At 71.8% G+C, this 19,838-nt stretch carries 16 protein-coding genes; 15 read left to right on the top strand and 1 reads right to left on the bottom strand.

The annotated features are described in order from the left end of the window. The first annotated feature begins 9 nt into the window (after positions 1-9). Positions 10-1,224, top strand: coding sequence for a hypothetical protein (locus tag ACQEWB_RS09720; protein ID WP_432829116.1), 1,215 nt, complete (start codon positions 10-12; stop codon positions 1,222-1,224). 97 nt (positions 1,225-1,321) lie between these two features. After that, a complete protein-coding gene (locus ACQEWB_RS09715) occupies positions 1,322-2,821 on the top strand; it encodes a M20/M25/M40 family metallo-hydrolase (RefSeq protein ID WP_432843722.1) in 1,500 nt (499 codons plus the stop codon). Here ACQEWB_RS09715 and ACQEWB_RS09710 read toward each other — a convergent pair. After that, positions 2,818-3,243 (bottom strand): YchJ family protein, encoded by a 426-nt coding sequence (locus ACQEWB_RS09710; RefSeq protein WP_432829114.1) that lies wholly within the window; start codon positions 3,241-3,243, stop codon positions 2,818-2,820. The genes ACQEWB_RS09715 and ACQEWB_RS09710 overlap by 4 nt on opposite strands. 374 nt (positions 3,244-3,617) lie before the next feature. On the opposite strand from ACQEWB_RS09710, the gene ACQEWB_RS09705 reads away from it, so the two are divergent. Genes ACQEWB_RS09705 through ACQEWB_RS09645 form a run of 13 tightly spaced genes read left to right on the top strand, consistent with a single transcriptional unit; the run spans position 3,618 to position 19,825 of the window. After that, positions 3,618-5,483, top strand: a complete 1,866-nt coding sequence (locus ACQEWB_RS09705) for a phage tail sheath subtilisin-like domain-containing protein (RefSeq protein WP_432829112.1) — start codon at positions 3,618-3,620, stop codon at positions 5,481-5,483. Positions 5,484-5,508: 25 nt separating this feature from the next. Then, positions 5,509-6,033 carry a phage tail protein gene (locus tag ACQEWB_RS09700; protein WP_432829110.1) on the top strand — a complete coding sequence of 175 codons (525 nt, stop codon included), beginning with the start codon at positions 5,509-5,511 and terminating at the stop codon, positions 6,031-6,033. Positions 6,034-6,065: 32 nt separating this feature from the next. Further along, complete coding sequence (locus tag ACQEWB_RS09695; protein WP_432829108.1) at positions 6,066-6,806, top strand: hypothetical protein; 741 nt, start codon at positions 6,066-6,068, stop codon at positions 6,804-6,806. Continuing rightward, on the top strand, positions 6,799-7,416 hold the full coding sequence (locus ACQEWB_RS09690; RefSeq protein ID WP_432829106.1) for a hypothetical protein: 618 nt from the start codon (positions 6,799-6,801) through the stop codon (positions 7,414-7,416). The genes ACQEWB_RS09695 and ACQEWB_RS09690 overlap by 8 nt, the downstream gene beginning before the upstream one ends. Continuing rightward, positions 7,392-7,517: a hypothetical protein gene (locus ACQEWB_RS09685; protein ID WP_432829104.1), complete on the top strand. Its 126-nt coding sequence runs from the start codon at positions 7,392-7,394 to the stop codon at positions 7,515-7,517. Before ACQEWB_RS09690 ends, ACQEWB_RS09685 begins: the two co-directional genes overlap by 25 nt. Before the next feature lie 49 nt (positions 7,518-7,566). Continuing rightward, positions 7,567-8,391 carry a DUF4255 domain-containing protein gene (locus tag ACQEWB_RS09680; RefSeq protein ID WP_432829102.1) on the top strand — a complete coding sequence of 275 codons (825 nt, stop codon included), beginning with the start codon at positions 7,567-7,569 and terminating at the stop codon, positions 8,389-8,391. Between the two features lie 6 nt (positions 8,392-8,397). Beyond that, positions 8,398-10,353 carry an ATP-binding protein gene (locus ACQEWB_RS09675; protein WP_432829100.1) on the top strand — a complete coding sequence of 652 codons (1,956 nt, stop codon included), beginning with the start codon at positions 8,398-8,400 and terminating at the stop codon, positions 10,351-10,353. After that, complete coding sequence (locus ACQEWB_RS09670; RefSeq protein WP_432829098.1) at positions 10,344-10,634, top strand: hypothetical protein; 291 nt, start codon at positions 10,344-10,346, stop codon at positions 10,632-10,634. Before ACQEWB_RS09675 ends, ACQEWB_RS09670 begins: the two co-directional genes overlap by 10 nt. Continuing rightward, entirely contained in the window at positions 10,631-17,071 is a 6,441-nt protein-coding gene (locus tag ACQEWB_RS09665) for an eCIS core domain-containing protein (RefSeq protein WP_432829096.1), read from the top strand. The genes ACQEWB_RS09670 and ACQEWB_RS09665 overlap by 4 nt, the downstream gene beginning before the upstream one ends. A gap of 12 nt (positions 17,072-17,083) precedes the next feature. Further along, positions 17,084-17,647 carry a HEAT repeat domain-containing protein gene (locus tag ACQEWB_RS09660; RefSeq protein ID WP_432829094.1) on the top strand — a complete coding sequence of 188 codons (564 nt, stop codon included), beginning with the start codon at positions 17,084-17,086 and terminating at the stop codon, positions 17,645-17,647. After that, positions 17,644-18,330: a hypothetical protein gene (locus ACQEWB_RS09655; protein WP_432829092.1), complete on the top strand. Its 687-nt coding sequence runs from the start codon at positions 17,644-17,646 to the stop codon at positions 18,328-18,330. Before ACQEWB_RS09660 ends, ACQEWB_RS09655 begins: the two co-directional genes overlap by 4 nt. A 9-nt stretch (positions 18,331-18,339) precedes the next feature. After that, positions 18,340-18,693, top strand: a complete 354-nt coding sequence (locus ACQEWB_RS09650) for a hypothetical protein (protein WP_432829090.1) — start codon at positions 18,340-18,342, stop codon at positions 18,691-18,693. Continuing rightward, the gene (locus ACQEWB_RS09645) at positions 18,686-19,825 is read left to right on the top strand and encodes a hypothetical protein (RefSeq protein ID WP_432829088.1); all 1,140 of its coding nucleotides are present in this window, start codon (positions 18,686-18,688) and stop codon (positions 19,823-19,825) included. Before ACQEWB_RS09650 ends, ACQEWB_RS09645 begins: the two co-directional genes overlap by 8 nt. Positions 19,826-19,838: the final 13 nt, after the last annotated feature.

Here is a 19,838-nt window from a genome sequence, read left to right as displayed (position 1 = left end):
AGGAGACCCATGGCGAACGAACAGGACTACCAGGCCTTCCTCGACCGCATCGCGGCCCTCCGGGAGACCGTCACCGACCGGCTGTCCGCGCAGCTCGTCGCCGATCCGCAGCTGGCGGACGTACTGACGAAGCAGATCGACGACCTGCTGCAGTCCGCGGTCAAGGCCGACCTGGAGCAGAAGCCGCCGCCGGACAAGGGCCTCGCCCAACTGGTCGGCATCGGGGAGCAGGCCGCCGACGCGCTCGGCAAGACGCGGCTGCCGCAGGCCATCGAGCCGTACGACGAGACGGTGTCGTCCGAGCGGCTCGTGGCGATGGCCGACCTCTACTACATCTACCAGCACGAGATGATCGGCGTGTTCCGCGCCGTGCAGAAGCTCCAGGAACTGTTCCGGGCGGGTGCCGTGTACCTGTCCAGCGGGTCGGGCGCGTACGCGCTCTACCAGTTCGACCGGCGGGAGGTGCTGCGCTACACCCGCCGGGACCGGCTGGCCGCGTACCGCCGTGCCTTCGGCTACGGCCGGGCGCCGGTCCCCTCCGGCTCCCGAGCCAACAGCGACTTCCACGGCCTGTTGGAGCAGTTCGTCAACCAGGTCGCCCTCTTCCACCGCGACAAGCGGATCGCGGACGTGGTGCGGGAGCGGGCCTACGACCCGAGCTTCGGCAGCATCGCCGTCGTCCGCCGGGCCGGCCTGGACCTGCGCAACAACCTCAAGTTCACCTCGTACGGCCATGTCAACGTGCTCCGCGTCGAGGTCATGCAACTCCTCGACGAGGCGTACCGGATCCTCGGCTCCGACGACATCAGGCGGCTCTACGGCGCCGACACCGCGTGGGACGTCGTCGAGATCGTGCTGGCCCAGTACTTCGGCGAACGCCTGGTCACCTCGCCGCGGCAACGTATGGGCATCGCCGGCCGGGACGTGCTGCGCTGGCTGGCCCAGCCGCACCTGCTCCAGACCCAGCGCGCCAAGTTCGAGACCCTGCTCCTGGAGATCGCCGAAAGCGCGGAGGAATGGCTGACCAGCGCCCAGTCACTGGGCGTCGCGGTCCGCCAGGAGGACCGCCGGGGCATGCCCTGGGACCGCTCGTCGGCCCCCACGGCAGGCGCCCAACGCGTCACCCGCTCCCGCCCACCGGCCCCACCGGTGGCCCGCGGCACCGGCCCGGCCGGCGGGACGCGAGGCCGCGCTCCCGCGCACCTCAACGGGGCACGAGTGTGATCGAAAGCCGTGAGGCCGCCTCCGCCGGGGCGGTCTCTCCGGCAGAAGCGCAGCGAATCCGGCTGCTCGGGACTGTTCCGGCCACCGGGGGTGAGCGATCGACGCCGTCCGCGCGGGTGCACTCCCGCCTTTCAAGGACGCCCGCCCGGGTGCCGTCCGGCTCCACGGCCGGTCCCCCACCGCCTCCGCCCGGGCTCTGGGCCGGGCCCCCACCGCCTCGGCCCGGCTCCTCGGCAAGGCCCCCACCGCCTCCGCCCTCCGCCACGCCCACGCCCGCCGCCCCGACACCCTCGCTCTCCTCCTCGACCTGCTCCGCCACCCCACCGTCAGCGCCAGCCCCGCCCACCGTCGTGACCTGCACGGTTGCGCCACCCGACTCGCCGCGTACCTCCGGCGCATCGGGCTCGACGCCGTCGCCGTGCGGCCGGGGCGGGTCGCTCCCGTCGTCACCGGTGAGTGGCTGCGGCGGCCCGGTGCCCCCGTGGTGCTCGTCTACGGCCATTACGACGTCCAGCCCGCCGGATCCCGGAGCGCGTGGGTCACCGAGCCCTTCCGGCCGACGGTCCGCGGCGGATACGTACACGCCCGCGGCGCCAGCGACGACAAGGGGCAGCTCGTCGCTCAACTCGCCGCCATCGAGGCCTGGTTGGCGACCGGTGGGCCGCCCGTCAATCTGCGGGTCGTGCTGGACGGGGAGGAGGAGATCGGCAGCCCCACCCTCCGGGACACCCTGCGCCGCGGCTCCGCCCACCTGCGTGCCGATCTCGCGGTCGTCTCCGACACCCGGATGCGGGATCCGTACACCCCCGTCCTCGTCACCGGTCTGCGCGGCTCCCTCTCCGTCCGCCTCGAGGTGACCGGCCCCGCCACCGACCTGCACGCCGGCGCCTACGGCGGTGCGGTGGCCGAGCCCGCGCAGGTGCTGTCCGCCGCGGTGGCCGGCCTGCATCGCCCTGACGGTCGTATCGCAGTCGACGGCTTCTACGACGACGTAAGGCCCCTGAACCCGGCCACCCGTGCCCGCCTCACCCGTGACGGACCCACCGACCGAGGACTCCTCGCCGCGGCCCAACTCCCTTACGGACACGGCGAACCCGGGTACTCCGCCTTCGAGCGAGCCACCGTCCGCCCGGCCGTGGTCGTCACCGCGCTGCACGCCGCGGCCCGTGCCGCCGTCCCGCGCGCAGCCACCGCCGAGCTCAGCATCCGCCTGGTCCCCGATCAGCGACCGGTCGCGGTGCTCCGGGCCCTCCGCGCCCATCTGGAGCGGCGTATCCGGCACGGAGGAGTCCGGGTGCGGCTCATCCCCCTGGCCGCCTGCCCGCCGTACACCCTCGACCTCCGCGATCCGGGCGTCGCCGCCGCGTGCCGGGCCACCGTCCCCGTCTTCGGCCGGCCTCCCCTCCTGCTGCCCTCGGGCGGCTCCATCCCCTTCGTCGGCGACCTGGCCACCATCACCGGCACCCAGACCCTCCTCCTCGGCTTCGGCCTCCCCGGCGACCGCATCCACGCCCCGAACGAACGCTTCGCCGTCGCCCGCCTGCACCGCGCCACCGACACCTGTGTCCGGCTGTACGGGGAACTCGGCGCCCGCTAGCCGTCGAGGAACTCCCCGTCCACGTACACCCACGCCCCCTCCACCCGCTCGAACCGGCTGCGCTCGTGCAGCGAACCGCCCTTGAAGGAGGCGCGGAAGGTCACCGTGCCGGTGGTGTGGAAGGCCGTGCCGTCGGTCGTGCCCAGGATCTCCAGGCCGGTCCAGCGCGTCCCGGGGTCGAAGTCGACCGTCGCCGGTCGGGTGCTGGGATGCCAAGTCCCCAGCAGATAGCGCTCGTTGCGCTTCACGAAAGCGGTGTAGCGCGAACGCATCAGTGCCTCGGCGGTGGGCGCCGCGGCCTCACCCCCGTGGAATCGGCCACAGCACTTCTCGTACGTCTCCGCAAGACCGCAAGGGCAGGAGGGCTTGTGAACGGGGGCGGAGCCGTGCTGCCGCCTGGATTGCGAGGTACGTCGGGACATGGACTCCATTGTGCTGCACCAGAGCCTGTGTGAAATCTGTGAAGCGCCTGTTCCGACACGCGCACATCCGGTGTGGGTCGTGCGCGCCGTACTTCATCGAAACTCCTTTCGGACTGGCGTGAACCCGCCTTGCTCCTGCAACGGCCAACTCCCCAGGGTGGAATGAGCACTTGAGCATCAGGAGTCACAAGCGTGCTTGCTTGACCCGGGCGGCCGTCCGTCCGGGGCAATGACGGGGGAAAACTGATACGGGGTGTACGGACCGGCGCGTCGGCTCGCGTCGGGTGACTGCCGCACGCCGTCGTGGAGTGACCTCTCCCTCTGCCGCCTCTTGGTGCCTGCCAACCGGTGCCTGAGCAGGGATAGGAGGGGGAATGCCGACGAATGCCGTGAGCGCCGCGAGGCCGACTTACCCGGGCGTCTACGTCGAAGAGCTTCCCAGCAGCACCCGCACCATCTCCGCCGTGACGACCTCGGTGACCGCCTTCGTGGGGCACACCCGCCGCGGCCCGCTGAACGAGCCGGTGCGCGTCACCGGCTTCGCCGACTTCGAGCGGCGCTTCGGCGGCCTGAGCGCGCAGAGCCCGCTCGCCTACGCGGTCCACCAGTTCTTCGGCAACGGCGGCTCGGTCGCCGTGATCGTCCGGGTCGCCAAGGCCGGCAGCGGCAAGGCCGCCTGCGTCGTCCTGGAGTCCACCGAGGGCCACAGCGAGAGCCGGGTCCTCGAAGTGCACGCCAAGGAACCCGGCGTGTGGGGCAACGGCCTGCGGGTCGCCGTCGACTACGACACCCCGTGCCCCGACGAGACCTTCAACCTGCGGGTCTACGACGCCAAGGGCGACGCCCGCGAGAGCTTCACCGGGCTGTCGACGGATGCCGACAGCGGCAGTTACGCGCCCACCGTCATCAACGCCGGCTCGCGGCTCATCCGCGTCGAGGTCGTCGGCGAGGGGCGGCCGGATCCCTCCGGTACCGTCTCCAAGCCCTTCGGGCACGAACTACCCGACCTGGCCGTCGACCTGACGGTGAAGATCGGCGACGTGGAGCGCGAGTTCAAGCTCTACGACGCCGACTGCGACGGCGAAGCCCCGTCCACCGTGGCCGAGTTGGCGCTGCTGCTGGAGCGCAAGCTGCGCGCCCTGCCCGACGCGCCCGGCAAGCACGCCTTCGCCGGCGTCGAGGTCACCGCCTTCGGCCGCCGTATCCAGGTGGTCGCCGGTTCCACCGACCCCGAGGACGTCGTCCGCTTCCTCGGCGAGTGCGCCAACGACCTCGGTCTGGAGGCCTCGGTCAACCCGCCGGTGTTCCCGCTCGAGGGCGGCGAGGACGGGGCGGCCCCCGGCCCGCGCGACCTCATCGGCTCCGAGGCCGACAAGACCGGCATCCAGGCGCTGCGCGGGGTGGCCGACGTCAACCTGCTGTCGCTGCCGGAGCTCGCCTCGTACGAGCAGATCGAGGACGCGCTGACGGTCGTATCCGCTGCTCAGCGGCTGTGCGAGGAGCGGCGGATCTTCCTGCTGGTCGACGCGCCCGCCACCTGGGTGAGCGTGGACGGCGCCCGCGCCGGGCTGTCCGCCTTCGACGCCGTGCGCGGCAACCACGCCGGCCTGTACTTCCCGCACGTCCAGCTCACCGACCCGCTCACCGGTCGGCTGCGCGCCTTCCCGCCGTCCGGCGCGGTCGCCGGCGTCATCGCGCGCACCGACTCCGAGCGCGGGGTCTGGAAGGCACCCGCGGGTACGGAGGCGCAGCTCGTCGGAGTGCACTCGCTGACCGTCGATCTGACGGACCGTGAGACCGGGCTGCTCAACCCGCTCGGCGTCAACTGCCTGCGCACCTTCCCGGTCACCGGGCCGTTGGTGTGGGGCGCACGCACCCTTGAGGGCTCCGACGCGCTCGACAGCGCCTGGAAGTACGTGCCCGTGCGGCGGCTCGCGCTGCATGTGGAGGAGAGTCTCCAACGCGGCCTCCAGTGGGTCGTGTTCGAGCCCAACGACGAGAGCCTGTGGCAGCAGATCCGGCTGTCCGCCTCCTCGTATCTGCACACGCTCTTCCGCCAGGGCGCCTTCAAGGGCAGCACCCCGCGGGAGGCGTACTTCGTCAAGTGCGACAGCGAGACCACGACGGACGAGGACGTCGCGAACGGCGTCGTCAACGTGCTGGTCGGCATCGCACCCGTGCGGCCCGCCGAGTTCGTGGTCGTCAGGATCCAGCAGACGTCCGGGCAGTTCGCGCTCTGAGGCCAGGGATACCGAGGAAGTAGAGATGGCTGAGTTCACGGTCAACGCGCACCGCTTCGACCCCTACAAGAACTTCAAGTTCCTTGTCCTGTGGGACGGTCGGACGGTCGCCGGCATCAGCAAGATCAGTCCGCTCAAGCGGACCACGGAGGTCGTCAAGCACCGGCACGGCGGCGACCCCTCCTCCCCGCGCAAGTCGCCGGGGCGTTCGGAGTTCGAGGGCATCACCCTGGAGCGCGGGGTCACCCACGACCCCGAGTTCGACCGCTGGGCCAACAAGGTCTGGCAGGTCGGCGCGGGCGTCGGCTCCGAGGTGTCCCTGGCCGACTTCCGCAAGGACATCGTCATCCAGGTCCTCAACGAGGCCGGGCAGGTGGCTGTTTCGCACAAGCTCTACCGGACCTGGCCCAGCGAGTACCAGGTCCTCGGCGAGATGGACGCCAACGCCAACGCGGTGGCCATCCAGTCGCTGAAGCTCGAGTGCGAGGGCTGGGAGCGGGACTACGAGGTGCCCGAGCCGGAGGAGCCGTCGTTCCTCAACCCGGCCTGAAGCAGGGCTGGTTGAGGGAAGCGGGGGAGGCGATGACGATCAACGGGGTGAACGGGCGGCCGGCCGGGCTGCTGGCCACCTGGGAGGCCGGGCTCGGCGAGGCGGCGGCGGGGCGCGCCCTGCTGCTGCACCGCACGGCCCGCCCGGAAGCCGACGCGGCGGCTCTGCCGGCCCTGCCGGTGGGCGAACGGGAGGCCGACCTCCTCACGCTGCGCCGGGCGCTGTTCGGCGAGCGGATGCAGGTACGGCTGGCCTGCGCGGCGTGCGGCGAGGACATGGAGTTCGAGCTGGACGCCGGGGAGTTGGCCGGATCGTTCGGTGGGCGCGGTGACTCGGTCGTCCGGGTCCGACAGGACGGCTGGGACGTCGAGTTCCGGCTGCCCGGCATCGCCGACCTGACGGCCGCGACCCGCTCCGCGGACGCGCGCGCGGCCCTGCTCGCCCGGTGTCTCGTATCGGCCTCCCGCGACGGTACGGCGGTGTCCGCGGCCGAGTTGCCGGTGGCCGTGCAGCGCCGGATCGCCGAGGCCGCCGAGGCGGCCGACCCCGGCGCCGACCTGGCGCTCAACGTCGCCTGCCCCGAGTGCGGCGCGGCCACCCGGGCCGAGCTCGACATCGCCTCCTACCTCTGGACCGAACTGGACGCCTGGGCACGGGACGTGCTGCTCGACGTCCACCTGCTCGCCACCGCCTACGGGTGGAGCGAGCCGGAGATCCTGGCGCTCAGCCCCACCCGGCGCCGCTACTACCTGGAGCTGTGTGCGGATGCCTGACTCCCCGGACGCGCCGACCGGCCCCGACTTCCTCGACCGGCTGCTCGCGCGGCACACCGCCCCGCGGCCGGCCGCGGCACGGGTACGGCCCCGGCTGCCCGGCCCCTTCGAACGGGTCGAGGCGGTCCGGGCCACCGCACCCGCAACGGACGAGGACGCGCTGCTGTGGCCGGCCACTTCGCCGGCGGCCGTATCGCCGGCGGAAGGGCCGCGCCCGGCGGCCGCGGAGACAAGGACGCACACGGAACGCGAGCGGACCGTCGTACGCACCGAACGGGACCCGGAGCGGCCCGCCCCGCGTCCCGCCGTGCCGGACCGCGCCGAGGCGCCGCTGCTGCGGCCCGCGGCAGCCGTCGTACCGGCGCCCCGGCCGTTACCCGAGGGCGGGCGGCGGGCGGTGGCGCGGGCCGAGCGGGCGCCCGCACCCACTGCGGCGGCCGTGCCCGTCCCCCGGGTACGGACGCCGCTCCCGACGCCGTGTCGGCGGCGCTGCGACCCAGCGCCGCCGACACGGCGGCAGCCCGGGACGCCGTACGGCAGGCCGCGGCCCGGCGGCCCGCGCGGGGTGCCGAGCAGGTGGTCCAGGTGCAGATCGGGCGGCTCGAAGTGACCGCGCGGCCCGCCGGCGGCGGACGGCCGGGGGCGCCCGCGAAGGCGCGGGCCGGGGCGAGTCTGAGCCTCGCCGAGTACCTGGCCCGGGGGCGCGAGTGAAGCACGGAACAGGGATCAGCAGGCCGAGAGGAACCGAGGAACCGACGTCATGAGCAACGCACTTGCCATCGCCCATGTCACCCAGGCCCTCGCGCTGCTGATCGAGAACAACGTGGGCCCGGAGTTCGGCGAGGCCGTCAAGGTCGAGCCGCGCAAGCCGCCCGCCGACCCGCAGCTGGAGCAGCCCACCATCTCGGTCTTCCTCTACCAGGTCACCCCCAACAGCTCGCAGCGCAACAACGACCTGCCGACCCGGGCGCCCGACGGCACCCTCGTCAAGCGGGCCGCCGCCGCGCTCGACCTGCACTACCTGATCAGCGCCTACGGCGACGAGAAGGAACTCGTCGGGCAGCGGCTGGTCGGCTCCGTCGTACGCACGCTGCACGAGATCCCGGTCCTGCCGAAGGACGTCATCGAACAGGCCGGTGAGCGGCCCTACTTGGCGGGCAGCGACCTCGCCGAGGCGGCGCAGCGGGTGCGGTTCACGCCGATGGTGATGGACGTCGACGAGACCTCGAAGCTGTGGGGGATGCTCTACCAGACGCCGTACACCCTGTCCCTCGTCTACCAGGCCACGCTCGTCTACATCGACGGGCGGCAGATACCGGTGGCGGGCAGGCCGGTCGAACGGCCCGAGGTGCGGGTGCTGCCGTTCGGGGCGCCCGGGGCACCGGTCCCTCCGGGGGCGGAGCCGAGTGGTGATGGGACATCAAGTGGGGTTCCGTCAGACGGTGTTGAGGAGAAGCCCGTCAAAAAGGTCACGAAGGCTCCCGCGAAAACCGTCGCCAAGACCGCCCCCAAATCCCCCGCGCGCACCCGTAAATCCGCGGCCCGGACCACCCCGCGGCGCGGCGACTCCGGCACGGAGAAGTGAGGCGGGATGACGGCGACGGGGGCAGGTGACGGCATGGGGACGGACGGGCACGGTACGACGCTGACCGCGGAGATCCGGCGCGTACTGGCCCGCGTCGACGCGCACGCGGCGCGGGTCGCGGGCGAAGAGACCGCACCCGGCGCCCAGTTGGTGCCCGCCGAAGGCCCCGGGACCGCCCCGCTCGACGCCCTCGTTGCCTGCTTCAGCATCACGCCCTTCGAGCGGGACCTGCTACTCCTCGCCGCCGCCCACGAGTTGGAGCCGACCACCGCCGTCCGGTGCGCCGCGGCCGCCGGTGATCCCGAGCGGGCGTATCCGACCTTCTCGCTCGCCCTCGCCGCGCTCGCCGAGCCGCACTGGAGTGCGCTCACGCCCGTCGCGCCGCTGCGGCGCTGGCGGATCGTCGACCTGGACGACGAGTCGCGGCTGACCACCTCGCGGCTACGGCTGGACGAACGCATCCTGCACTTCCTGCTCGGCTCGCCCTATCTGGACGCCCGGCTGCACGGGCAGCTGCGCCGCACCCCGGTGCCGACGGCGCTGACCGCCTCGTACGACCTGGCCGCGAACCGGCTGGCCGAGGGCTGGACCCACGGCGCCGAGACCTCGCTGGTCGAGGTGACCGGCGGGGATCTGCGCAGCCGCGCCGACATCTCCGCGACCGCGGCCGCCCGCGCGGGCCTCGGGCTCTACTCGATGAGCGCCGAGGACATCCCCGCCGACCCGGCCGACCGCGACCGGCTCGCCCGGCTGTGGCAGCGCGAGGCGATCCTGCTGCCGGCCGCGCTGCTCGTCGAGGCCGGCGAGCTGGACCGCGACCAGCGGGCGGCGACCGAGTCGTTCCTGGCCGGGGCGGCGGTACCGGTGGTGGTGTCGAGCGAGGACCCGCTGCGGTCGGAGCGGACGTACGCCGCCCGGGTGGCGGTGCCGCGGCTCGACGACGAGGAGCAGTTCGAGCTGTGGAGCGACGCGTTCGGCGACGTCGCCGAGCTCGACGACGGCGAACTGCGGTCGCTGGTCGCCCAGTTCCAGCTGCCGCCGCACGTCGTGCGTGCCGCGGCCGCGACCGTACGGCGCCGGCTCCCGCACGAGGACGAGCTGGACGCCGCCGAACTCGCCTGGCGGGCGGGGCTCGACGAGGCGCGGATCGGCATGGACGAGCTGGGGCGGCGGATCGCGCCGCAGGCCGGCTGGGACGACCTCGTGCTGCACGAACGGCAGACCGGCGTGCTGCGGGAGATCGTCGCGCATGTGCGACAGCGGGCAACCGTCCACCAGGAGTGGGGATTCGGGGCAACGCTGCGGCGGGGGCTCGGCGTCACCGCGATGTTCGCGGGCGGCTCCGGCACCGGTAAGACCCTCGCCGCCGAGGTCATGGCGAAGGAACTCGGGCTCGACCTCTTCGTCATCGACCTCTCGCAGGTCGTCAGCAAGTACATCGGCGAGACCGAGAAGAACCTCCGCCGGGTCTTCGACGCCGCCGAACGCGGCGGCGCGCTGCTGCTGTTCGACGAGGCCGACGCCCTGTTCGGCAAGCGCAGCGAGGTCAAGGACAGCCACGACCGGTACGCCAACCTGGAGGTCAGCTATCTGCTGATGCGGATGGAGGCCTACCGGGGCCTGGCCGTCCTCACCACCAACATGAAGAGCGCCCTGGACACCGCGTTCCTGCGGCGTATCCGCTTCGTCGTCGACTTCCCCTTCCCGGCCGAGCACGAGCGGGCCGAGATCTGGCGCCGGGTGCTGCCCGCCAAGGCCCCGGTGAAGGACATCGACCCGGCGCTGCTTGCCCAACTCACCGTCGCCGGCGGCTCGATCCGCAACATCGCCCTGTCCGGAGCCTTCCTCGCCGCCGAGGAGGGCGACCGGCTCCAGATGCGGCACATGCTGGCCGCGGCCCGCACCGAGTACCTGAAGCTGGAGCGCTCCCTGACGCCGACGGAGGTCCGCGGATGGGTGTGAACAGTGCGGCACAGCCGTCTGCGGTCCGCGTCGAGATCGGCGAGCTGGTACTGGACGGCTTCCGCGCCGACCCCGAGCGCGTCTCGGCCGCCTTCGAGACCGAACTGACCCGGCTGGTACGGCTGCACGGTGTCCCGTTGGCCGCGAACGGCCCCCTCGCCGTCGACGCCCTGTCCGGGCTGCCGCCCCTGCCCGCCGGGCTCTCCGCGCGCCGCCTCGGCCAGGAGCTGGCCCGCGCCGTGCACGAAGGGCTGAGCGGGCACGGGGAGGTGAGCCGGTGAGTTCCCCGACGCGGGACGCGCGGTCCGAGCAGGCCGCCGAGCAGCGCCGCCGCAAGCGCAAGGAGCGGGCCGCCAAGTCCCGTACGCCCGAACCGAAGAACATCGTGAGCGGCGCCGGACAGCCTCTCGACCCGGGCCTGCGACGGGAGTTGGAGGAGCAGCTCGGTCACGACCTCGGGCGGGTACGGCTGCACACCGGCCGGGACGCCGGGCAGCTGACCGAGCTGCTCGGCGCCGACGCGGTCGCCGTCGGCCAGGACGTCTTCTTCCGCGAGGGCGCCTTCCGGCCCGGCACCGACGAGGGCCGGCGGCTGCTCACCCACGAACTCCAGCACACCGTGCAGAACCCGCACGGCCTGGGCGCGCTGCGGGCCGGGCGCGAGCTGGGCGCCGTAAGCCTTCCGCAGCAGGCGATCGAGCGGGAGGCGGAGGCGGCCGCGCAGGCGGTCGTACAGCCGGATTCCGCTGAGCTCTCGGCCCCGCACGTCGAGGAGGGGCAGAGCACGCCCGGCTGGCTGCGCTACGCCACCGTCGACGCCGACCGGATGCGCGCCGAGGCCGTCGACCCGGCGACCCTGGTGGACCGGCTCGCCGGGAATGTGCTGCGGTCCCTGCGCGGCGATCCGACCGACGCGTCCGGGCGCGTGCGCCTCCAACTGGCGCGGATGTCCGAGCAGTTGGAGGATGCCGTCGTCGAGCGGCTCGAATCCCGGCTGCTCACGCCCGAGTACGACCGGCTGCTGGAGATCGCCGACCAGGCCCGGCCCGGACCGGTCGAACTCCAGCCCGCCGAGGCGCCGTTGCCCGAGGTCGACCTCCTCGCGGAGCTCGGGGTCGAGCGCCTTCAGTGGCAGAAGAAGCAGGAGTCCAGGCGTGGTTCCGCCGACCGGCGGGCCGCCGACAGCCGTGAGGAACAGCGGGACGGGAAGGCCAGGGACGAGAAGAGCGGCAGCGACCGCAGCCGGGCGCGGGCGGACTCGGCCACCGAGGAGCAGGAGGCCGCCCAGCGCACCGAGCAGGAGGACGAGCGCAACGCCTCCCGGCAGCGGGGCGAGGAGGAGCAGCAGCAGACCGACGAGCAGGCCTCCGCCGACCGCAAGCGCACCGACGAGGCCGCCGACGAGCGTGCCCAGGGGCAGCAGGAGGGCACCGAGCAGGCCAAGGAGGAGCGCAAGGAACAGCGCGAGCGCGAGGAGGCCGACCCGCAGCAGGCCAGTGCGCCCGGCGCCGACAAGCGCAAGCAGCGGGACGACCAGACCCAGCCCGCCGCAGGGTCCCGCAACGAGCAGCCCGACCCGAAGCAGAAGGCCCAGCCCGGCCCCGTACGACCGGAGAAGGTCGACGAGCGCGCCGAGCAGCCCGACTCGGCGTTGTCGGAGCACGGTCTGAACGAGCAGGACGAGGACGGCGGCGAACCCCGCGAGGAGGAGCGGCCGCTCGGCCTGGAGGCGGGCGCCGACAAGGAGGTCGTCGGCGAGGAGGACGAGGGCGGCGGCGCTCCCGGCGCGCAGGACGAGCCCGCGCTCAAGCCCGAGGACTATCTGCCCGCCGCCGACCTCGACCTGTCCGCCGTACCGACCGCGGACCGGCTCGAACCCGGCGCCGCGGAACCGTCGTTGCCCGGCTTCCCGACCCCGCCGCCGACGAAGGCCGAGCAGACCGAACAGGAGCGGGAGAAGCGGGACTCCGAGGAGGACGAGGACGGGGCCGGGCCCGAGCAGAAGGCGCCGGGGCAGGACGAGGGGCCCGTCGAGGGCGAGGCCCCGCAGCCCGAGAACGGGCCCGCCGCGCAGGCCCAGGACCGCGGCACCAAGGACCTCCAGGAGACGGAGAAGCCCCTCGACCAGGAGGTCGGCCCGGACCCCGCGACCCAGGACAAGGACCGGCCCGAACCGGAGAACGAGAAGCCCGACGCCGAACAGGAGCAGGAGAGGGAGCAGGACAGGGCCCCGGAGTCGACCGAGGGGGACCGGGCCGACGACGAGAAGCCGGACGCCGAGGACGCGGAGGAGGAACGGAGCGAGCAGCGGTCGCGGACGGCCGCCGAGTCTCGTACGACCGCCGGGTCCGGTACGGCCGCGGGGGCCCCGTCGGCTGCCGGTGGGTCGGTGCAGTCCGTCGCGTCCCCGGTGGCGGCCGCCGTGTCCCGGCCCGCCGGCGCGCAGACGCCGAAGACCGCGGTCGAGGACCGTGAGCCCTCGCCCGCCACCCGCCGGGGGGCCGAACCACCGCGCTCCGAGCGGGAGGCGCCCGCCGCCAAGAGCCGGGTGCCCAAGGAGACCGGGCCCGGCGCCGTGCCGCGCGGGCCTGTCGGGGCCGCCGAGATGACCGGGCCCGCCGTCGGAGCCGGGCCCGGCGCCGCGCCGTCCGTCGCGCAGGCGGCGGTGAGTCCGGCCGCCGAGCAGACCGACGCACCCGGGCAGGCCGGTGCGACGGACGGGCCGCGGCCCGAGGCGTCGCTGGAGAAGGACGGCGGCGGCTGTGCGCCGCCGGCGCCCGCGCCCGAGAAGGACGAGGGCGGGCAGGGGAGTTGCGGGGGCGGCGGGGGCGAGGCCGCGGCCGAGGAGAAGCAGGAGGAGCCGCCGGACGTCTCGGGGCAGGACCCCAAGGCGGCCGTACAGACCGTCAGCAGGCTGGCGCCCGACCAGGCGGCCGCCGCCATGCCCGGGGTCGACAAGGCCGCGGAGAAGAAGGTCGGCGACGAGCAGAAGCGGCTCGACGCGGACCCGCCCACCCGGGAACGGCCGTCGGGGGCGCCCGAGACGCGTTCCGCACCGCCCGAGGCCGCGCCCGCGGCCGCCCAGGTCAGCGGGAAGGTGGAGCGGGTCGGTCCGGCGGACCAGGGCGAGAAGCAGCAGGCCAAGGGCGGGGTGAAGGCGGCGGGCCAGGAAGCCACCGCCAATGTGCCGCCTCCGCCGCCGCCCGCCGTACCGGACAAGGGGCTCAGCGAGGCCGAGGCCAAGAACGTCGAGGCCGCCGCCGACGCCGTCCCGACCACCGACCCCGAGCTGGAGAACAAGACAGTCGGCCCGGCGCCCAAGATCCGTCTCGAGGGTGCCAGCGACCCCACCCGCACCGACGACCAGGCCAAGGCGCTCAAGGACAAGCAGACCGATCTGCAGACCACCGGCCGTGCGGACGCGGCCAAGCCGCTCGGCGAGGACCAGATCTACCCGAACGCCCCCGCGGAACAGCTCACGGGCAAGGCCTCCGGCGGCGCGGGCGGTGGCAAGGGCGGCGCGCTGGAGGCGACACCCGCGCCCAAGGCCGGAGTCGGTGCCGTCGCCAAGCAGGAGAAGGGCTCCGAGATCACCGGGGCCGCCGGCAAGGCGCAGGGCGACCTCGGCGCCAAGGAGAAGGAGCAGCAGCAGGGCGAGCAGCAGGCCAAGCAGGACAAGCAGACCGAGATCGACCGCGAGGTGGAGCGGAACACCTCGCAGCAGACCGCCGAACGCGGCCGGGTCGCCCGGGAGACGCAGCAGCAGCGCGAGGACTGGCGGACCGAGCAGGACAAGAAGGTCGAGGACGCGGACCAGAAGTCCGGCGACGAGCACGAGGCGAAGAACAAGGAGATCGTCAAGGCGCGCGACGACAAGGACAAGGAGATCGGCGCGCGCAAGGACAAGGACAACTCGCAGATCGACACCGAGCGGGAGAACGCCGAGAAGGAGGCCGAGAAGAAGAAGGAGGAACAGAAGCCCTCCGGCGGCCTGTTCGGCTGGATCGCCGACAAGGTCGCCGACTTCTTCAAGGGCCTCCTCGCCGCCGTCACCGCGGTCTTCGACGCCGCCCGCAAGGCCGTCAACGGGATCATCGACCAGTTCAAGGAGTGGGCCAACCAGGCCATCGACTTCGTACGGGACCTGGCGATCAAGGCGATCGACGCGCTGGCGGACGCGCTGATCGCGATCGGCGACGTGCTGCTCTCGGCCTTCCCCGAACTCCGGGACCGGTTCCGCAAGGCCATCGAGGGACTGCGGGACGCGGCGATAGCGACGGTCAACCAGCTGGCGGACGGCCTGAAGAAGGCCGTCAACTCCCTGCTGGACGCCCTGGCCGCGGGCCTCAACGCACTCCTCGACGTCCTCGAAGCGGGCCTCAAGGCCGTCATCAAGGCGTATCAGGCCGTCATCGTCGGGGCGATCAAGTTCGCGCAGGCGGCGATCGAGGCGCTCGGGAAGTTCGCGGCCCTGGTCGCCGACATCGCACCCGACCCCGGCGGCTGGATCGCCAAGGCGGGCAGCGCGGCCAAGACCGGCATCACCGACCACCTCTGGGGCGCCATCAAGGTGGCGGTGAAGGGATGGTTCGACACCAAGGTCGAGGGCATCCTCGGGCTCGGCAAGGCGGTCATCGACGTCCTGGTCAAGGGCTGCGTCTCGCTGAAGCAGATCGGCAGGATGGCGTGGGACGCGATCATCGCGTCCCTCCCGATGATGATCGCCTCCCTCGTCATCGAGAAGGTCGTCTCGATGATCGTCCCGGCGGCCGGGGCGATCCTCACGATCATCCAGGGCCTGATGGCGGCCTGGTCGACGGTCAGCTCGATCCTGTCCGCGTTCGGAAAGTTCTGGGCCTATCTGAAGGCGGTGAAGGCGGGCCCGGCCGCGTGCCTCTTCGCGGAGGCGGTCGCGGCGGGCGTCGTGGCCCTCCTGGACTTCATCACCAACTTCCTCCTCCAGAAGCTGTCTTCGGCCACGAAGGGCGTCGGCAAGCGCCTCAAGGGCATGGCCCAGAAGATCATGGACGGCCTGAAGAAGGTGGGGGGCGGGGCGAAGAAGGCGGCGGGGGCGGCGGTGAACTCGGCGCGGGGGGCGGTGCGGAAGGCTCGGCAGGCGCTGTCCAGGGAGGGCACCGAGCCGAGGCCGAAGGGTCGTCCGTCACCGGAACCGAAGTCGCCGGTGAAGCCGAAGGACCACGCGACACCGAAGGGGCCGGCGAAGACGCCGGACGCGGCGGAGACGAAGCCGAAGGAGAGGGCGCCTGCGAAGAAGCAGAAGGAGATCGAGGGCCCCAAGCCCGCCAAGCCCAGGAAACCCAAGTCACCAGCGGGCAAAGCCCTTTCGAGGGCCAAGGGCGCGGTCAAGTCGGCCCTGAAGAAGGTCGGCAACGCGGCGAAGACCCTCGGCCGGAAACTGAAGAAGTCGAAGCTCGGCAAGGCGCTCAAGAACGGGGCGTCGAAGCTGCGGAACTTCCTGAAGCACAAGAAGGACCGGCTGCGGGACCACAAGAGGCGGCAGCAGGAGCAGAAGCGGCGGAAACAGGACCAGCGGAAGAAGGACGAGAGGTCCAAGGAGTCCAAAGAGGCACGGCTGCAGAAGATCGTCGCCCGGGTCCGGCCCAAGGTGCGTCAGCTCCTCGAGCGTGGCGTACCGGAGCGCGCCCTGCTCGGCGCCCTCGCCGCAATGCGCACCTGGTACCGCCTCACCGGTCTGGACAAGCAAGGCGAGCGGCAGTTCGAGGTCGAGGCCACGCTCAATCCGCATGAGTCCGCCGGCCAGGGCTACGAGCTGCAACCTCCGGACATGCGCGAGCTCGTGCGCGAGGAATCGAAGGACATCCTGGAGCGACAGGACGTCAGGGACAGAGCCGCGACGATGCGCCAGGAGAAGAACGCGGCCGAGGCGAAGGAGCAGGGCGGCGGGGCCAAGCACGTGCTGGAGACCCAGGGTTCCGCGGATATTCCCGCAGTGGTCCGATACCTGCGGGAGCGCGGTGACAGGCTGCAGATTTCCAAGCCGGACGGCACCACTGAGACCCTTCCGCCGTACAACCCCAGATACAAGAACGAGGACTACACGGTCGGGCCGAACAAGGAGATGGTCCGAGAGAAGGACCAGCCGGGAGCGCGGAACGCCAAGACCGCGGGCGTGGGCAGTTATCACGAGGTCCCGCAAGAGCTGAAGAGGTTGAACATCTCGGACGAGGACTTCGCGGCCGGAATGCGTTCCTATGTGCGGAACGGAACTCTTCCCGGCAGTTGGACCGAAGAGCAGCGTGACTTCATACGGAACTCCCACTGGCTCATGTTCGTGCGCGAGTCGACGCGAAACTACAGCAATATCGGCTTCGCCGCGCTGACCACGGACCTCATTGCCCGTGGACCGGAAGATCGCGGCATATCGTCCCAAGGTGCTTTCGCCGGTTATGAGGGGACGGACAGGCTGGGAGAGCGCGGCGAGTTCCCGATGTCCATGATGGGGGCCATACAGTCGGGATGGGGCATCGAGCAGCAGGAAGAGGGCCAGGAGAAGGGGCTTCGCGGCACCGGGAAGCGACGTGATGAACTGGCACGGCGCGAGGAGGAGATGGCCCAGAAGTGGGTGCTGGCGGCAACCGAAGGACAGGGCATCACCGGCATCAACCGGAATGACGCCATGCAGAAGGGCCGGAAGCTCGTGTCCAACTTCCTCAAGCGTTTCTACCGGCTGCAGTAGAAAGGAAAACAGATGACCGACTCCAGCCGCTTCGTTCTCAAGCAGGAATACTCCGTCCAACGTGTGAAACGGCTTGCCTGGGACCTTGACTGGGATGTCGTCGACCTGCGCCGAGAGGAAGCCGGTGCATTCATCGACATCTGGATCACGTACGACAAGCGCGCCGAGGTTCACCATGTCGACGACGAGCCGATCGGGATGCGCTATCTCACAGTGCGGGGAGAGGGGCGGGACGAGGTCGTCCGGCAGATTCAGGAGAACTGCGATCTGTGGGGTCACGGCGAGGCCCGACGGGAGCTTCGGGAGGCAACGGACAGAAACCAGAAGCTCGTCGCCCTCTATGCGGCTGTTCTCACGGCTCCCGGGGAACAGGAGGACGACCTGGTCGAGGAACTGGGAGTGGCCGCCCGGGACGAGGACCCGGGAGTGCGACAGGCGGTCGTCATCGCGACCGGATACCTGCCCTGGCCGGGGTTGGTGAGTCTCGTGGAGGAAGTGCTCGTCCACGACTCGGTGGAGCACATTCGTGAGAACGCGGCCATTCTTCTCGAAGGACTCCGAGGGGGCGGGCAGTGACCCGCTACGCCGACATCCCCAAACCCATCCGCTCCGGCATAGTCGTCGTCGACCCCGACCGCGGCACCCCCCAGCGGATCATCGTGCTGCAGTTCAACCCGGACACCCTGGAGCGGAGCATCGCGCCGCAGTCCGCCGGGGATAGTGGGGACTCCGGGAGCGGTGGGACGGGGAGCGGGGACAGGAACGAGGCTCTGCGGCTCAAGGGTCCCGCCGAGGAGACCTGGAAGTTCACCGCCGAGATCGACGCCACCGATCAGCTGGAGATCGCGGCGCCCGACGGGATCCATCCACAGCTCGCCACGCTCGAGATGCTCGTGCAGCCGACCACCGCCCAGCTCCGTGCGGCGAGTCGGCTCGCGCAGAACGGGACCATCGAGATCAGCCCGATCGAGATGCCGTTGACCCTGTTCACGTGGGGCAGCAAGCGGGTCATGCCGGTGCGGCTGACCGAGCTGTCCGTCAACGAGTCCGCCTTTGACGTGAATCTCAATCCGATACGTGCGTCGCTGGGCATCGGCATGAAGATCCTCACCGTCAGCGATCTCCCCGCCGGGCATCGCGGCGCCGACCTCTACATGGCCCACCTCGCGCAGAAGGAGCGGCTCGCCGCCGCCGCGCGGGGCGGGAGTCTCGGGGCCCTCGGGCTGCCGGGAGCGGACGTGCTGAGCGGGAGGGGCTGAGCTCGGATCATGGCTGACATCGAGTCCTACGAGAGTGCGCTCGGGGCGATACCGGGGGCCCATCCGTATCCGCGGACGAGCCGGTACCACGACGCCGAGATCGGCGTGCACACCCTTCCCGACGGGACCCAAGTGCGGTACGCCAAGCGGCGGTTGCTGCCCCCGCTGGACACCCAGGAGACCCAGGAGCATGTCGTCGGCGCAGGCGAGCGGGCCGATCTGCTCGCCCAGCGCTTCTTCGGCGACCCAGGTCAGTGGTGGCGCATCGCCGACGCCAACCCCGCACTCGATCCACGGGAGTTGACCGACGAAGCCGGGCGGGTCGTGGAGATTCCCGAGCCCGGAGGGCGCCGACGTGGCTGAACAGCCCGTGGGGCAGGGCCCCGTACACGTGACGCTCCTCATGGGGCCGAAGCTCGTCCGGCCGGTGCCGGCCGAGGTGACCGAGGCGCTGCTGTCCGCGCAGATCACCGCGACGGCGGGCGAGAGGAGTGGCTTCCAGCTCGCTTTCGATCTCACCAAGGGTGGGGTCATCGGCCAACGGCTGCTGCCCGAAGGGTTCTTCGACCCGAAGACGCGGATCATCGTGACCGTGAGCGTCCGGGGGACCACCGACGTCCTCTTCGACGGGCTCGTCGTACGGCAGGAGGTCGGCGCCAGCAACCAGCCAGGCCACTCCACCCTCACCGTCACCGGCGAGGACCTGACCCTGCTGATGGACCTGGAGGAGCGGACCGCGCGGTATCCCAACCTGCCGCCGTCCGAGCGGGTGCTCGCCATCCTGCGCCGGTACTCCGACTACGGCATCCGCCCCGACGTCTACGCCGAGCAGATCGCCCAGCCCCCGCACCAGGACCTCCGCGTCCACTACCAGACCGGCACCGACCTCCAGTACGTCACCGAGCTCGCCAAGGCCAACGGCTACACCTTCTATCTGGAGCCCGGACCCAACCCCGGCCAGTCATCGGCCCGTTGGGGCCCGGAGGTTCGGCTCGGCATCCGCCAGCACGCCCTCAACGTCAACATGGACGCCAACACGACGGTCGACCAGCTGACCTTCTCGTACGACGGGACGGCCAGGGAAGAGCCGCAGGCGCGTTGGCAGGATCCGGGGACGCGGGTCTCGACGCTGCTGCCGCAGCCGCCGATCAGTCCGCTGCGGCCGCCTCTCGGACTACGGCCCACCCCCGCGCTCAAGCGCAAGACCCTCTCCGGCACCGCCAAACAGCAGCGCGAGCAGGCCGAGGCGGAGCTGCTCGCCCGGGCCGCCGTGTCCGCCGACGTGATCTCCGGGTCGGGCTCGCTCGACGTCAACCGGCACGGCTACATCCTGCAACCCCGCCAACTGGTCGGCGTGCGCGGCTCGGGGCGGGCGTACGACGGCGACTACTACGTCAAGTCCGTGACGCACAACCTGCGTCCGGGCTCCTTCCAGCAGAACTTCACCCTCTCCCGGGAGGGCCTGGAAGCCCGCAGCGACTACGTCCGGCCGTAACACCCCAGCGATC

This window comes from Streptomyces sp. CA-249302 (assembly GCF_050936785.1).
GTDB lineage: Bacteria > Actinomycetota > Actinomycetes > Streptomycetales > Streptomycetaceae > Streptomyces.
Note: the sequence above shows the minus strand (reverse complement) of the source record. Positions and strands in the feature narration are given on the sequence as shown.